Genomic DNA, 15,946 nt, shown 5'->3' with positions numbered 1-15,946 from the left:
AGTTAAAAACAACTGTACACGAGTAATGACAGCCTCAATCATATTCCAAGGTAAAGCCTACAGCTTTGACCCTCTGGCACCCCTGGATATTTCCTTGCCGCTGCACGACCAGCAGTTGCAGCCTGAGTGCTTCTGGGCAGAGCCTGTCGCGTTCGAAACAATCAGGGTAGGAGACTTTGTAGGTAGTGTGGCAGAGGGAGGTTCTACTAATTATAAAAGAGTGCATGTTACACCTCATGGCAACGGCACCCACACAGAATGCTACGGACATATTTCTGCCGACCCAAATGCTACTATTCATAATTGCCTGAAGCAGTTCCTGTTTTCGGCACAACTTATTACTGTGCAGCCACGGAAACAACAGAATGGCGATGAGGTGGTAATGTTGGAAGATATACAGCAGGAGCTATTTGATGTAGTACCCGAGGCCGTTATAGTTCGGACATTACCGAACTCTGAACATAAGCTTACACGGCATTACTCTGGCAGCAACCCTCCTTACCTGGACCACCGCATCGGTACTTTCCTGGCTGACCAGGGCATTGAGCACCTTCTCCTTGACCTTCCTTCTGTGGACAGAGAACTTGATGAGGGAAAACTATTGTGTCATCATGCCTTTTGGCAGTATCCTTCCAATACCCGCTGTGGCGCTACCATTACAGAATTGATTTATGTACCTAACCATGTTCCGGATGGCCTGTACCTGTTAAACCTTCAAATTATCAGCCTACAGTTGGATGCCAGCCCAAGCAAACCTGTACTTTACGCTTTATCTCCAGCTGGTACTGAATTATAAATTCCTTTTAGATGGAGCATATTACAGACACGATTCTAATGGTGGAGCCGACAAACTTCTGCTATAACCATGTTGCGGCCGAAACGAACAAGTTTCAAAAGCTGGCTGCTGACTTGTCTGCGAAGCAAGTTCAGGCAGAAGCGCTAAAAGAATTTCAGGAGATGGCGCAGCGGCTACAGGAGGCGGGAATAGAGGTAAATGTGGTAAGAGATGTAGAGAACTCCTGCACCCCCGATTCTATCTTCCCCAATAATTGGTTCTCTACACACCAATGCGGTAAGATCGTCACCTACCCCATGGCACCTGCCAACCGACGTGGAGAACGCCGGCAAGATGTTATTGATTTACTTGTAAACAGATATGGCTTCAAGAAGCGTGTGGCACTGGAGTACTTTGAGGAGTTGCCAGACCCTAAGTTCTTAGAAGGCACAGGCAGCCTGATCCTGGACAGGATTAACAAAATTGCCTATGCAGCCTTGTCTCCGAGAACTGAACTGGAGCCACTGCAGGAGTTCTGCAACAGGCTTGGTTATAGTTTAACAACGTTCCGGGCATATGGTCCAGCAAAAGAGTTGATCTACCACACGAACGTGCTGCTCTGTCTCGGTGAGACTTTTGCTGTTATCGGGTTAGATGTGGTGGATACAAATGACCGGAAAGCTCTAACCCGGCAGCTTAAAAGTACAGGCAAAGAAATAATAGAACTCACCGCCCACCAAACCCACAACTGCTTTGCGGGTAATATGCTGCAATTACGCAACCAAAAGGGCGAGCGAGTCCTTGTTATGTCTGAGGCAGCTTATAATTCTCTTACAGAAGGTCAACTACAAAAGCTTAAACAGCACAACCATACTTTACTGCATTTCCAGATACCCCTGATTGAGCAATGTGGCGGGGGCAGCGTGCGCTGCATGATCGCTGAAATTTTCAAACCCGAACAAGCATAAAAAAGGCTGGAGTTGTAGCTCCAGCCTCAGGTTAGTTAGTATAGTTGTTTAAGGTGTGTTCTAGAATAATGCTTCTGCAACCTTACGCACAGACTCTGACTTTCCCATGGAGTAATAGTGGAGGCAAGGTACGCCAAACTCCATCAGCTCTTTAGACTGCTGAATTGCCCACTCTACCCCTACCTGTGCAGCTGCTTTGTTATCGGCACAGGCTTCTACGGCATCCGCAAGATCGCAGGGTATTTCGATGTGGAACAGGCTTGGCAACAAAGTAAGCTGCGTCTTGGTGGTCAGTGGTTTAAGGCCTGGGATGATGGGCACATTTATCCCTTCCTCCCGGCAGCGGTTCACAAAGTCAAAGTACTTTTGGTTATCAAAGAACATCTGTGTGACGATATACTCGGCTCCAAGATCCACCTTCTTCTTAAGCCAGCGCAGATCTGATCTTAGATTGGGAGCTTCAAAATGCTTCTCAGGATATCCTGCAACTCCAATACAAAAATCGGTGCAGCTGTTAGTTACCTGCTCATCATCAAGATAACAGCCCTTGTTCATGTCTACCACCTGTCCTATTAACTCAGATGCATAGTTGTGCCCACCCGGCTCCGGAACAAAGCGTTGTTCACTCTTCACACAGTCACCCCGCAGCACCAACACATTATCTATACCTAAAAAGTGGAGGTCGATGAGCGCATTTTCTGTTTCCTCTTTACTGAAGCCCCCACAGATCAGATGGGGCACAGTATCCACCTTGTAGTGGTTTTGTATAGCAGCACAAATACCTACAGTTCCCGGACGTTTACGGGTGGTAATCTTCTCTAGCAGTCCATTCTCCCGCTTTTTATACACATATTCTTCCCGGTGGTAAGTAACGTCGATAAACGGCGGCTTAAACTCCATCAGCGGGTTTATGTGACTAAAAAGGGTTCTCATATTCTCCCCTTTCAGCGGAGGTAGTATTTCAAAAGTGAACAGCGTGTTGCCGTTGGCATTCTGGAAGTGTTCTGTTACTTTCAATTTAGCTTGATAATTAAATTACTTGATGTTTGATTTATAAATGGGCTCCTACACCGCCTGCTGCGCTATTTGCTTTGGCTCATAATTCAGGTTTGGCGATAGCCAGCGCTCCAGTTCTTCTTTCGGCATACCTTTACGCTGCGCAATGTCAGCCACCTGATCTTCGCCTATCTTACCTAAACCGAAATAGCGTGATTCCCGGTGAGAGAAGTATAAGCCACTAACTGCTGCGGCCGGGTACATGGCCAGGTTCTCAGTAAGAGTAACTCCTGTTTCTTCGGCATTCAGCAGGTTAAACAGCGTGATCTTCTCTGTATGATCAGGGCAGCCAGGATAACCTGGAGCAGGACGAATACCTTTGTACTGCTCCTTAATCAGCTCCTCATTGCTAAGATGCTCCTCAGGAGAATAGCCCCAGAGCTCCCTGCGCACCTTCAGGTGCATTAATTCTGCAAAGGCCTCTGCCAAACGGTCTGCCAGCGCTTTTACCATAATGGAGCTGTAGTCATCGTGCTCGGCTTCATACTTCTCCAGTAGCTTTTCGATACCGAAGCCCGCTGATACGACAAAACCTCCGATATAATCCTGCACGCCTGTTTCTTTGGGCGCAATAAAATCAGAAAATGCTAAGTTAGGCACATCTCCACCTTTCTTGCCCTGCTGCCTCAGAGTATGAAACTCCGTAAGCACTTTTTCACGTGAATCATCTGCATATACTTCAATGGTATCGTCAGCCTCTACGTTGGCAGGATAAAATCCAACTACGGCACGGGCTTCCAGAAGCTGCTTATCCACAAGCTCTTTCAACATTTCCTGTGCATCAGCAAACAGCTTCCGCGCTTCCGTACCTAATTCTGCATCATCGAGTATTTTAGGATACTGCCGCTTTAGCTCCCAGGTATGAAAGAAGGGCGTCCAGTCAATATATGGCACTATTTCAGATAATGGATAATTGGTAAATACTTTGTTGCCCAGGAAGCTTGGCTTTACTGGCTGAGTAGTTTCCCAATTGACTTTGTATTTATTAGCCCGGGCTTCTTCTATGCTTGCGAAGGCGCGGTCCCTGGTTCGCCCTAGATGATCTTCACGCAGCTTTTCATACTCCGCCCTTATTGCTGCAATATAAGCCTCCCGGTCACTACCTAATAGGCTGCTCACCACCGTCACGCTTCGGGAGGCGTCATGTACATGCACTACTGGCTCGCTGTACTGCGGTGCGATCTTTACAGCAGTGTGGACCCGTGAGGTAGTTGCCCCACCGATCAATAGCGGAATCTTCATGCCCCTGCGCTCCATTTCCTGGGCCACGTATACCATCTCATCCAACGACGGTGTTATGAGCCCGCTCAGACCAATAATATCTACCTGCTGCGCTTCTGCCTCTGACAGTATTTTATCCAGGTGCACCATTACACCCAGGTCTATGACTTCATAATTATTACAGGCCAGCACCACACCTACTATATTTTTCCCGATGTCGTGCACATCGCCTTTTACCGTGGCCATAAGAATAGTACCTGCCGTAGATTTAGAGGTGTCTGAGGCTAGTTTTTCCTGCTCCATAAATGGCAACAGGTAAGCCACTGACTTTTTCATAACGCGGGCACTCTTCACTACCTGTGGAAGGAACATTTTACCAGCACCGAATAAGTCACCAACCACTGACATGCCAGCCATCAATGGTCCTTCAATTACCTCCAGCGTCTTAGTAGCTTTCTGCCTGGCCTCCTCCGTATCTTCCTCTATGTATTCTACAATACCTTTTACCAGCGCATGCTTCAGGCGCTCTTCTACCGGAGCCTCACGCCAGCTGTTGTCTCCCTGTGCCGCATCCCGTCCTTTTCCTTTGATCGTCTCCGCATAAGTCACCAGCTTTTCAGTCGCATCCGGATGGCGGTTGAAGATCACATCCTCGATCAGGTCGCGCAGTTCTGCTGGTATCTCATCATACACACCCATCATACCAGCATTTACAATACCCATGTCCATACCGGCTTTCACAGCATGGTACAAAAACACCGTGTGCATCGCTTCACGAACTGCATCGTTACCCCTGAAGGAGAAGGAAAGGTTACTTACCCCACCACTTACCAGCGCGTGTGGCAGATTCTTTCTGATCCACTTCACCGCCTCGATGTAGTCTACAGCATAATTATTATGCTCTTCTATACCTGTGGCAATGGCAAGTATGTTCGGGTCAAAGATGATGTCTTGTGGCGGGAAACCAACTTCATCAACAAGTATGCGGTAGGAGCGTTCGCAGATTTCAATGCGCCGCGGCAGGGTGTCTGCCTGGCCTTTCTCATCGAAAGCCATAACTACCACCGCAGCACCGTACTGGCGAACTTTGCGGGCCAGCTTCTTAAATGCTTCTTCGCCTTCTTTTAAGCTGATGGAGTTAACGATACTTTTGCCCTGCACGCATTTTAAACCAGCCTCAATAACGCTCCACTTGGAGGAGTCGATCATGATAGGAAGCTTGGAAATATCAGGCTCGGAGGCGATAAGGTTTAGGAAATTCGCCATAGCCTGCTCCGAATCGAGCATACCTTCGTCCATGTTCACGTCAATGATCTGGGCACCACCTTCCACCTGCTGCTGTGCCACAGACAGTGCTTCCTCAAACTCACCGTTTATGATCAGGCGGGCAAATTTCTTTGAACCGGTTACGTTTGTACGCTCGCCGACATTCACGAAAAGGGTATCCGAAGTAATGGTGAGAGGTTCGAGGCCACTATATCGTGGGAGGGGAGGAACCGGGGAAGGGGTGTGCGGCTTATAATTCTGTACGAGGTCTGAAATAACTTTGGTGTGTACTGGCGTTGTGCCACAACACCCACCCAAGATATTTACCAATCCCTCCTTTAGATACTCCTCTACAATAGCACCCATTTGTTCGGCTGTTTCATCGTACCCACCAAAAGCATTGGGCAAACCCGCATTCGGGTAAGCACTAATGTAACAGTCTGAGATACGAGCCAGCTCCTGAATGTGTGTTTTCAGCTGACGTGCACCCAGGGCGCAATTAAAGCCCACACTAAGGATGTTCGCATGGGAAATGGAGTTCCAGAATGCTTCAACGGTTTGCCCGGATAAGGTTCGCCCACTTGCATCTGTGATTGTACCAGACACCATAATGGGTAATTCTTTACCGCCATCCTGCACATACTGCTGTATAGCGAACAACGCTGCCTTGCAGTTTAGTGTGTCAAACACTGTCTCTACCAGCAGCAGATCTGCGCCGCCATCTACTAAGCCACGCACTTGCTCATAATATGCCTCTACCAACTGATCGAAGGTAACAGCGCGATAACCAGGGTTATTTACATCCGGAGAAAGAGAAGCAGTACGGTTGGTCGGGCCAATAGCACCTGCCACAAGTCGTGGTCTCCCGGATACTTTGGCCTCAATTTCATCTGCTGCCTCCCGAGCTATTTTTGCTGACTCATAGTTTAGCTCATACACCAGATCTTCTAGATGATAGTCAGCCATTGCTATACTGGTGCCGCTGAAAGTATTGGTTTCTACTATGTCAGCGCCAGCCTCCAGGTATTCTGCATGAATGGACTTGATAATATCCGGACGGGTAATGGAGAGCAAATCATTATTCCCCTTCAGGTCGCCAAGATGATTTTTGAACCGTTCGCCCCTGAAATCTTCTTCTGAGAGCTTGTAACGCTGAATCATGGTACCCATAGCGCCATCTAACACTAGTACACGTTCTTTCAGCAGCTGATAAATGGGGTGGTTGTTCTTCATGTCCGGTGTCTTTCTTCTCATAAGTCTTCTGCAATTGCTTATCAAGAAGGACACCCTAAGGCAGGATATACTCTCTTATCTTTTCCCGGCTAAAGTTTAGCAGAGAAGGGAATTAGCACCAGGCTTTAACAAGGTTGCTAAGACGTCACAGGGCCCTATCCCTCGGTCTTTCTTGATAAGAAGTTACAAATATAAGGATGTATGCGTAAAAAAATAAATTATGTTACACCAAGGTGGTCACCTTGCTACAACTAACGAAAGAGGGGCTGCAAAGAACAGGTGGTATTTGACCAGAGAAGCACATTAAAACAAATAGAGAAGAGGAAATAAAAAAGGGATACCTCACGGCATCCCTTTTTCTCTTGCATCAGCAATGCTTAGAACTAAGCTTCTGCTTCTACTTTAGGAAGTACAGAAACGTAAGAACGATTCTTCTTACCTTTTCTGAATGATACAACTCCATCAACCAACGCGAAAAGCGTGTGGTCTTTACCCATACCTACGTTAGTACTTGGGTGGTGTGCAGTACCTCTTTGTCTTACAATGATGTTACCAGCGATAATGTCCTGGCCACCGTAAATCTTAACACCTAGTCGTTTAGAGTGCGACTCGCGGCCGTTATTAGAACTACCAGCTCCTTTTTTGTGTGCCATTTTGTTTAAAATTTAGTTCAGGTTAGCGGGGCGTCCCCTGAAAAGGTTCTTCGATTAATTTCTTCTTACTGCTTAACCAATGCTCTCGATAAGGACCTTCGTGAAGTGCTGGCGGTGACCATTCTTCTTACGGTATCCTTTTCTTCTCTTCTTTTTGAAAACGATCACTTTGTCGCCTTTCACAGTGCTGGTAAGGATTTTTCCTGTAACCTTAACACCTTCAACGAAAGGAGCACCTAAAGTAATTGTGCCGTTGTCATCAGTAAGAAGAACATTGGTGAACTCTACGGCGTCACCCTCATTGCCGGAAAGCTTGTTAGCGTAGATGAACTTACCGCTCTCTACTTTGGTCTGTTGACCTGCGATTTCTACAATTGCGTACATCAGCTTCAATGTATATTTTAAATTTAGTCTGCAAAAGTACGGCACATAATTTAATTATGCAACGCCTTGTAGTATAAATTGTTAAACCCTGCCCATTCATTACACACCAAAATGTGGATAACAATGTTGAAATCCACAGACCACTTTCTAAGCACCTCAAAATTCACCCTTAATTCATTAAGCACTAACCAGATAAAGGCGACCTCAGTAATCCACATTTTCAACACCCGCTGTGTAAATCTGCTCCAGCCTTCACAAATTTTATCCGCAGACTTAATATTTTACACACTACTCCACCTTCAGGCAACTCTCTTTTTTATCAAAAAGACCACTGAAATACTCAAAACGGCATTTAACAATGATTTAATATTTTATTAGCAATATTAAACCAGAACTATATAGTTGATAACTTATGTGGATAAAGGTGTTTATTTCACCACAACTAACAAGCCATCAACCACTTAAAAGGGTGTTAATAAATTGAACAACTTTAGCCCCGTAATTCAAGTTCAATTCTATATATTTGAAGTCAAGATACTACCGGATGTCAGCCAGACATCTATTAAAACATTAATTTTAATGGGGTGTTTTCTAAGCAGAACTGCTTACCCCTTCAACCAATAAAACACTTAATTATTAGTTTATGGAGCCAATATTACAAGAGAACCCAAACCGCTTTGTACTGTTTCCGATCCAGCACAACGACATCTGGCAGATGTACAAGCAGGCTGAGGCCAGCTTCTGGACTGCTGAAGAGATCGATTTATCGCAGGACATTAAAGATTGGGAAAACCTGAATGACGGCGAGCGCCACTTTATCAGCCACGTACTGGCTTTCTTTGCTGCCTCTGATGGTATTGTGAACGAGAACCTGGCCATAAACTTTATGCAGGAGGTGCAGATACCGGAGGCGCGCTGCTTCTATGGTTTTCAGATAATGATGGAGAACATCCACGCCGAAACTTACTCGCTCCTTATAGATACTTATATAAAAAAGCAGTCTGAGAAAGACTACCTGTTTAACGCGCTGGAGACAGTGCCGTGTGTGAAGAAAAAAGGAGAGTGGGCGCTTAAATGGATCAACAGCGAGAACTTTACAGAGCGCCTGATCGCTTTCGCGGCTGTGGAGGGCATCTTCTTCTCCGGCTCTTTCTGCTCTATTTTCTGGCTTAAAAAGCGCGGCCTGATGCCTGGCTTAACTTTCTCTAACGAACTTATCAGTCGTGACGAAGGTCTGCATTGCGATTTTGCCTGTCTGCTTTACTCTATGCTGAACAACAAGCTCCCAGAGAGCCGTGTGCATGAAATCATCAGAGATGCTGTAACATTTGAGCAGGAGTTTGTAACAGATGCCTTGCCGGTAGACCTGATCGGAATGAACGCGAAGCTGATGAGCCAATACATTGAATTTGTGGCTGACCGACTGCTGGTGGCCTTGGGCTGCAGCAAGATCTACAATGCAACAAATCCATTCGACTTTATGGAGATGATTTCGCTTCAGGGCAAAACAAATTTCTTCGAGAAGCGCGTGGGCGAGTACCAGAAAGCCGGCGTGATGGGAGATAAAGACAAAAACGTTTTTTCTCTAGACGAAGACTTTTAAGATATATAGAGAATTTGTATGTTTAGGAAGCCAAAGGGAAAAAACTCACCTTCTTTCCCTACCTGAACAGTTTCTTTAATATTACAGATTTACCATTCCGGCTTTGGAGTCTTTTAACCCGATTTTGAAGCCGGAGCGGAAATAGCTGGCACCTCGCCACCTAAAGGGGTATCTCTACTCCACTATATAGTAAAAGCATTTTGCTTTACACATAATCTTTTGTACTTCAACGGCTTGTACTCATAAAAGCGTATGGGCTGATTGTATACTTCACCATAGAACAACCACCTCCTGCAAAGGCAGAGGTTCCTGATAAATTCTATTAATAAACCGGGCCCTTGACACCCGCTAAATGTATATGCTATGTTAGTAGTAAAAAGAGACGGCCGACGCGAATCCGTCAAATTCGACAAGATTACAGCACGAATAGAGAAGCTGTGTTATGGTTTGCACATGGATTATGTGTCGCCGATTGAGGTAGCCAAGAAAGTAATCGATGGTATTTACGATGGCGTTACCACTGTGGAGTTGGATAACCTTGCCGCAGAAACAGCTGCATCGCTTACAACCAAGCACCCGGACTACGCTACGCTGGCTGCACGTGTAGCTATCTCTAACCTGCACAAGGTTACAAGTAAGTCGTTCTCTAACACCATGAAGCGCCTTTATACTTACGAGGACCCGAAAACCGGTGAGAATGCTTCTCTGCTAGCGAAAGATGTGTATGAGATTATTCGTAAGAATGCGGCACTGCTGGACTCAACCATCATTTACGATCGCGACTACAACTACGACTATTTCGGTTATAAGACACTGGAGCGCTCTTACCTGCTTCGCCTGGATGGCAAGATAGTGGAGCGTCCGCAGCACATGCTGATGCGTGTGGCCGTGGGTATACACAAGGAGGATATTGAGTCTGCTATTGAGACTTATAACCTCATGTCTGAGAAGTGGTTTACACACGCCACCCCGACTTTATTCAATGCAGGTACTCCAAAGCCGCAGTTGTCTTCGTGCTTCCTGCTAACCATGAAGGATGACAGCATTCCGGGCATCTATGACACCCTGAAACAGTGTGCGCAGATCTCGCAGAGCGCCGGCGGCATTGGCCTTAGCATACACAATGTTCGCGCTACTGGTTCCTACATTAAAGGCACCAACGGTACATCAAACGGTATCATCCCGATGCTGAAGGTGTTTAATGATACGGCACGCTATGTAGATCAGGGTGGTGGTAAGCGTAAAGGAGCCTTCGCTATTTACCTGGAGCCATGGCATGCCGATATCTTCGATTTCCTGGAGTTGAAGAAGAACCACGGTAAAGAGGAAAATCGTGCTAGAGACCTGTTTTACGCTCTCTGGACACCAGACCTGTTTATGCAGCGGGTGGAAGAAAATGGTGACTGGAGCCTGTTCTGCCCGAACGAAGCACCTGGCCTGGCTGAGTGCTGGGGCAAGGACTTTGAGCGCCTGTATGTAAAGTATGAGCGTGAAGGCCGTGCCCGCAAGACAGTAAAAGCACAGGACCTGTGGTTCCACATATTAGAGTCGCAGATCGAGACGGGTACACCATATATGCTGTACAAAGACCACGCAAACCGTAAGTCTAACCAGCAGAACCTCGGAACCATCAAAAGCTCTAACCTGTGCACCGAGATCATGGAGTACACCAGCGAAGATGAAGTAGCTGTATGTAACCTGGCCTCTTTAGCACTGCCTCGCTTCGTAAAAGAAAATGAGGATGGAAGCAAGGAGTTCGACCACCAGAAGCTGTTCGATGTAACCTACCATGCCACTGTTAACCTGAACAAGGTTATCGACATAAACTATTACCCGGTACAGGAGGCACGCAACTCTAACATGCGTCACCGTCCGATTGGTTTAGGTGTGCAAGGCTTGGCCGATACTTTTATCCACCTGCGCATGCCATTTGAAAGCGATGAAGCTCGTGGCTTGAATAAGGATATCTTTGAGACAATTTACTTCGCTGCCATGACCGCTTCCAAGGATCTGGCAAAGAAGAATGGTGCGTATGAGACTTTCAAAGGCTCTCCGTTGTCAGAGGGTAAATTCCAGTTCGACCTGTGGGGTATAACACCTGAGTCTGGCCGCTGGGACTGGGAAAGCCTGCGCAAAGATGTAGTGGAGTATGGTGTGCGTAACTCGCTGTTAGTAGCGCCTATGCCTACTGCTTCTACGGCACAGATCCTGGGCAACAACGAGTCGTTTGAACCTTATACTTCTAATATTTACCTGCGTCGCGTACTGTCTGGCGAGTTTATGGTTGTAAATAAGCACCTTTTAAAAGATTTGATCGCGCTGGGCATCTGGAACGACAGAATGAAGCAGGATATCATAGCGGCTAATGGTTCTATACAGGACATCACGAACATCCCGCAGCATATCAAGGACCTGTACAAAACAGTTTGGGAGATCAGCCAGCGTACCGTGATCGATATGAGTGCTGAGCGTGGCGCTTACATCTGCCAGAGCCAGTCGCTGAACCTGCACGTACAGAACGTAAACTTCGGTAAACTGACCTCCATGCACTTCCACGCCTGGAAGCAAGGACTGAAAACAGGTATGTATTACCTGCGCACCAAGTCTGCTGTAGACGCCATCAAGTTTACGGTAGAGAAACAGGCCGCCGAAACCCTGTCGCCGGTGTACAGCAATCAAGACCAGAACCGCAGCGACATGAGCTGCTCACTTGATGACCCAGAGGGTTGCGAAGCTTGCGGATCGTAAATAACTAAAGAAGGAGGGCTGATTGTCCTCCTTCTTTTATTTTCCTACCTATTATAATTCCTGTATTACTGCTGGCGCCCTGCTAGCGGATGGAAAAATATTGCCCAATTTTTAGCCTGCTCACAAGATTTCTCTCAAAACAGCAAACGCTCTAATTACTTTTAGAAACACATAGAACATGACCTTTGATTCTCCTCGACTTGCAGAAAGAAGGCAAGGACGGAACACATTATTATACTTGCTACACCAACGTACTAAAGTTCGCATAATTCATTATGCTTGTGAATCCTTCATAAACCCCTATGATAGGACACCTAGAATAACTTCAGTTTCTATTTATGACTTTGATAACAAGCAAGTTGAATCATTTTCAATTCACCTCTCTGCTCAAGAGATGGGTTTGGTAAATAAAAATTTGAGTGAGCATGAGTTGGACATAGTAGAAAGGGACCTGCTGACCAAATTCTATAAATATATAAGAGCTAACAAGTCTTGTAAATGGATTCATTGGAAGATGAAAGACTTTACTTATGGGTTTCAAGTCTTGGAACTACGATTTAAATCACTGAAAGGAAAACCTGTGAAAATTCAACATGAGAATAAGTATGATCTTTCAGAAATTTTGAGACAGGTTTACTCAAACAATTTTGAAGTAAATGATGGTACTGGAAAGCTATTAGCACTTGCAAAGAGAAATGGTTTTAAATCAATAAGAGCGTTAAGAGGAATAGAGGAGGCTGAAGCATTTAGTAGACAGGAATATCAGTTGCTACATCACTCTACACAGAAGAAAGTAGAAGGTTTAGCATTTATTTTAGAGGAAGCTGCCCAAGGCAATTTAAAAGTAGCTGCACGCTTTTACCATATCTATGGCTCTAATTTCCCTGGCTTTGTAAGGTGGGCTATGGAGCATCCAACTTATTCTATACTTAGCATGATAGCTACTTTATATCCTTTGTACTCAATCCTATTCCCTTCAAAGCAAACAATATTAATAACTGTAGCTCCTGTTATAGGTATACTGAAAGAACTTTTAAACTTTATTGCTTCTTAATCAGCAAAAAAATAATAGCCGCTGGAATAATCCAGCGGCTATTTCTTTGTGTATACCTTTAATTATTATTGCTCACGAGTTACTACCACAACCGCTACACGACGGTTAAGCTGGCGGCCTCTGGCTGTTTCATTTGTGGCTCTAGGTGCTGTTTCACCCATTGCCTCTATTGACAAACGGCGGGCATCAATGTTACCCTTGTTCTGCAACCAGTCTTTTACAGCGTTTGCACGTTCTGCAGAAAGCTCTTTGTTATACTCGTTACTTGCACGGGCATCCGCATGGCCAAAGACACGGATCTGTCCGTTTTTAGGCAGGTCCTTTATTTCGTTTACAATTTCCTGAAGCTTCTCCTCACCTTGAGGTCTGATTTGGGCCTTATCTGTATCAAATAACAATCTGTCATCCATGGTGTAAATGTTGTACTCATTGTCAGAGCGCATTTCCACCTCAGAACCTTGCAATTCCGGGTCATCTACAACCGGGGCATCCCAGTTGATGCCGGCCCAGAAGTCTTCTCCTACATCTATTATTTCGGCACCATCTGCCTCAACTCTTCCACGTTCATCATCATACATCACAGCCGTATCAGCTGTAGCGTCAGCGAGTGTGTCATTTTCAACGGTCCCTTGTGGGTCGTTGCAGGCACTCATCATGCCAACTCCAAGAATCATTAATATTGTACTTTTTTTCATAGTTGGTTTGTTTAGTTTCATACTAATAGCTACGGAGAGATAACAGTAACAGTTTAGTAACAGCAGCAGAGAGAACTAAAGTATGATCATTTTAAGTATATTCAGATAGAAATACAAAAGCCACATCCCTGAAAGTTTTTCCATGAGATGTGGCTTTATAATTCGGACCTATATTACCCTGATCTACTGCTGTCTGTCTTTCGCCACAACCACAACCATTGCATTGCGGTTCAACTGACGACCACGGGCTGTTTCATTTGTAGCAACCGGTGGATTTTCGCCGATTGGTTCAATTGAAATGCGCGACCCATCTATGCCTCCTTTGGTAGTAAGCCATTCTTTCACTGATTTTGCTCTTGCCTCAGACAGTTCCCTGTTATAAGGAATGCTTGCTCTATAGTCGGCATGCCCAAACACGCGGATCTTAGTCGTATCACTGAAGTCTTCTTTGATTGCTTTTGCCATCTGCTGCAGCTTCTGCTCCCCACTCGGCCTTATCTCCGCCTTATCAGTATCGAACAGAATTAAATCGTCCATTATATACATATTAAAATTCGCATCCCCACGGGTTTCAATGCCTTCTTTTTCAAGCTCTGGTTCCTGGACTACCGGAGCCCCAAAGTTTACTTCCTTGAACTCCTCCTCATCAGCTTCTAACGCACCACCCATCATGGCATCTTCATCATACATCACAGCCGTGTCTTCTGAGGCTATCTCACGTACTTCTGCAGCACTATCTACATTATCTTCTTTAACTTCATTACAGCTTATAAGCAAGCCCGCTGTTGCAAGTACCATTAGTGTTAAGTTCTTTTTCATCTTTCAAATGTTTTGGTTCATTCAAGGTGTACGCACCTTAAAAAATGATCGTTGCTAACTAACTAATATAGACTGTACCCTTACCTAACATACTCCCTGTAAATTCTCCTCGTGAAAGTTTCTGTTGTTTTACCAATACTGAAACAAACTAATGATCATTTGCAGGTTTTGGCTAAGGCAATGAATACAACGATTCACAGTAAATAACCTCAGCAACTTCTGACATTTTGGCTTTACACCTATTTCACACTTAACTCTTTGAAGACATATTGACACCCGCAATAAACTAACTATACCTATAGTTAAATACATACAGTTTGGCACCCCATTTGCATTATTCTACTTGTAAAGAAAGAGGAGATAGAAAAATGAAGATTATAAAGAATAAAGAATTTCTACGAAATATAGCTCAGCAGTTGGATCTGTTTAATACTGTAGGAGGTGGTATCAGTGAGACGTATGTTGATGTAAAGAAGTATAAAAAAGGAGCAATTATTAACGTTTGGGCCGCAGGAGTAAATCCCGAAGCATTTAAGGTAGTGTTGCATAATAATCAGCTTACCATATACTCGGTACTTCATAGCGAGCACAACCCACAGCTTGCTGCACCACTGTTTAATAAAGTATTTATGCTGCCACCTGCTGTAAACCTTGGCCGAATAGAGGCCATTTATCAGGAAGGACAGCTGCAGGTTAAACTTCCGTACTATGAGTCGGTGGAACAGCCAAGAGAGATTGAAATAAAACAACAGTAAATAAAGAAGGCACCCTGGTACGGTGCCTTCTTTATTTACTGTTATTGTAACTGTACTTCCTTTCTCTCACGTTTCAGAACAAGCAAGTAAGTCTTGGTTAGAAAGCATGAAGATTATCACAAAGCACCTACAACTGCTTAACCTACAAACTTTGCTTTAATAATAGAGGTCAGGAAATCATGCACCTCCACAGTCTCTTTGTCGAAAAGGAATGTATTGAAGGCATCAGCCGATGTTTTCTTGACACGACAGCCGTTTTCTACCATCATAAAGATAAGTTCACGTAAGCGGTAAGGATGACCTGCTATATTTATCACGCACTCCATATCGCTGCTCTCTACATGCAGGAACATGTGCTGCACGTGATTCACATCAGTCATTACATTTTGTTCAGACATATCTGGTTTTTGTTCTTTGGCACTAGTATAAAGCCTGCAGTAGCCAAAAAAGTGCCAAAACCATCTGCTAAAGATGACTCACCCTCTCAAAAACATTTAAAATTGCAGCATGTACTTTGATGGGTCCAAAATTAATTTCCAAACATACCGTAAGCTAAACATATAGCCTATTTTGCCACTTCATCGCCTCGGGTGCTCTTTCCGCCAGCCTACAACAAAGAGTATTATCCAGATGGGGTAAAGAGGAGACAGAACCGTTGCGAAATAGGGATCTACAACAAAGAACAGGATAACTTGCAGCAGGAAGTTGATCACGGC

Annotated in this window: 13 protein-coding genes and 1 riboswitch; of the genes, 6 read left to right on the top strand and 7 right to left on the bottom strand. The window is 45.0% G+C overall.

What is annotated here, in order from left to right:
• Nucleotides 1–25: 25 nt before the first annotated feature.
• Together ACFSRY_RS09455 and ctlX are read left to right on the top strand one after the other, a co-directional pair.
• A complete protein-coding gene (locus tag ACFSRY_RS09455; protein WP_377505954.1) occupies nt 26–796 on the top strand; it encodes a cyclase family protein in 771 nt (256 codons plus the stop codon).
• An 11-nt stretch (nt 797–807) separates the two neighbouring features.
• Nucleotides 808–1,743 (top strand): citrulline utilization hydrolase CtlX, encoded by a 936-nt coding sequence (gene ctlX / locus ACFSRY_RS09450; protein WP_377505951.1) that lies wholly within the window; start codon nt 808–810, stop codon nt 1,741–1,743.
• Nucleotides 1,744–1,803: 60 nt separating this feature from the next.
• Here ctlX and metF read toward each other — a convergent pair whose 3' ends face one another.
• From metF to rplU, 4 genes are all read right to left on the bottom strand, one after another.
• Nucleotides 1,804–2,760 (bottom strand): methylenetetrahydrofolate reductase [NAD(P)H], encoded by a 957-nt coding sequence (metF, locus tag ACFSRY_RS09445; protein ID WP_377505948.1) that lies wholly within the window; start codon nt 2,758–2,760, stop codon nt 1,804–1,806.
• Between the two features lie 48 nt (nt 2,761–2,808).
• Nucleotides 2,809–6,540 carry a methionine synthase gene (metH, locus tag ACFSRY_RS09440; RefSeq protein WP_377505945.1) on the bottom strand — a complete coding sequence of 1,244 codons (3,732 nt, stop codon included), beginning with the start codon at nt 6,538–6,540 and terminating at the stop codon, nt 2,809–2,811.
• A 51-nt stretch (nt 6,541–6,591) separates the two neighbouring features.
• A riboswitch (SAM riboswitch) is annotated at nt 6,592–6,701 on the bottom strand.
• 201 nt (nt 6,702–6,902) lie between these two features.
• The gene (gene rpmA, locus ACFSRY_RS09435; protein ID WP_377505942.1) at nt 6,903–7,172 is read right to left on the bottom strand and encodes a 50S ribosomal protein L27; all 270 of its coding nucleotides are present in this window, start codon (nt 7,170–7,172) and stop codon (nt 6,903–6,905) included.
• A gap of 72 nt (nt 7,173–7,244) precedes the next feature.
• Complete coding sequence (gene rplU / locus ACFSRY_RS09430) at nt 7,245–7,556, bottom strand: 50S ribosomal protein L21 (RefSeq protein ID WP_377505939.1); 312 nt, start codon at nt 7,554–7,556, stop codon at nt 7,245–7,247.
• 643 nt (nt 7,557–8,199) lie between these two features.
• Here rplU and ACFSRY_RS09425 point away from each other — a divergent pair.
• The 3 genes from ACFSRY_RS09425 to ACFSRY_RS09415 all read left to right on the top strand — a co-directional run bounded on the left by ACFSRY_RS09425 (nt 8,200) and on the right by ACFSRY_RS09415 (nt 12,961).
• Nucleotides 8,200–9,159, top strand: coding sequence for a ribonucleoside-diphosphate reductase small subunit (locus ACFSRY_RS09425; RefSeq protein ID WP_377505936.1), 960 nt, complete (start codon nt 8,200–8,202; stop codon nt 9,157–9,159).
• A gap of 363 nt (nt 9,160–9,522) precedes the next feature.
• Nucleotides 9,523–11,907 (top strand): ribonucleoside-diphosphate reductase subunit alpha, encoded by a 2,385-nt coding sequence (locus ACFSRY_RS09420; protein ID WP_377505933.1) that lies wholly within the window; start codon nt 9,523–9,525, stop codon nt 11,905–11,907.
• A gap of 178 nt (nt 11,908–12,085) precedes the next feature.
• Complete coding sequence (locus tag ACFSRY_RS09415) at nt 12,086–12,961, top strand: hypothetical protein (RefSeq protein WP_377505930.1); 876 nt, start codon at nt 12,086–12,088, stop codon at nt 12,959–12,961.
• Between the two features lie 65 nt (nt 12,962–13,026).
• Here ACFSRY_RS09415 and ACFSRY_RS09410 read toward each other — a convergent pair whose 3' ends face one another.
• Nucleotides 13,027–13,656: an OmpA family protein gene (locus ACFSRY_RS09410; RefSeq protein WP_377505927.1), complete on the bottom strand. Its 630-nt coding sequence runs from the start codon at nt 13,654–13,656 to the stop codon at nt 13,027–13,029.
• Between the two features lie 183 nt (nt 13,657–13,839).
• Nucleotides 13,840–14,475 carry an OmpA family protein gene (locus ACFSRY_RS09405; protein WP_377505924.1) on the bottom strand — a complete coding sequence of 212 codons (636 nt, stop codon included), beginning with the start codon at nt 14,473–14,475 and terminating at the stop codon, nt 13,840–13,842.
• 368 nt (nt 14,476–14,843) lie between these two features.
• Between ACFSRY_RS09405 and ACFSRY_RS09400 the strand changes: the two genes are divergently transcribed.
• A complete protein-coding gene (locus tag ACFSRY_RS09400; RefSeq protein ID WP_377505921.1) occupies nt 14,844–15,230 on the top strand; it encodes an Hsp20/alpha crystallin family protein in 387 nt (128 codons plus the stop codon).
• A gap of 137 nt (nt 15,231–15,367) precedes the next feature.
• On the opposite strand, the gene ACFSRY_RS09395 is transcribed toward ACFSRY_RS09400, so the two are convergent.
• The gene (locus tag ACFSRY_RS09395) at nt 15,368–15,628 is read right to left on the bottom strand and encodes a hypothetical protein (RefSeq protein WP_377505918.1); all 261 of its coding nucleotides are present in this window, start codon (nt 15,626–15,628) and stop codon (nt 15,368–15,370) included.
• Nucleotides 15,629–15,946 lie beyond the last annotated feature (318 nt).

The organism is Pontibacter locisalis, from assembly GCF_042684605.1.
GTDB lineage: Bacteria > Bacteroidota > Bacteroidia > Cytophagales > Hymenobacteraceae > Pontibacter > Pontibacter locisalis.
Note: the sequence above shows the minus strand (reverse complement) of the source record. Positions and strands in the feature narration are given on the sequence as shown.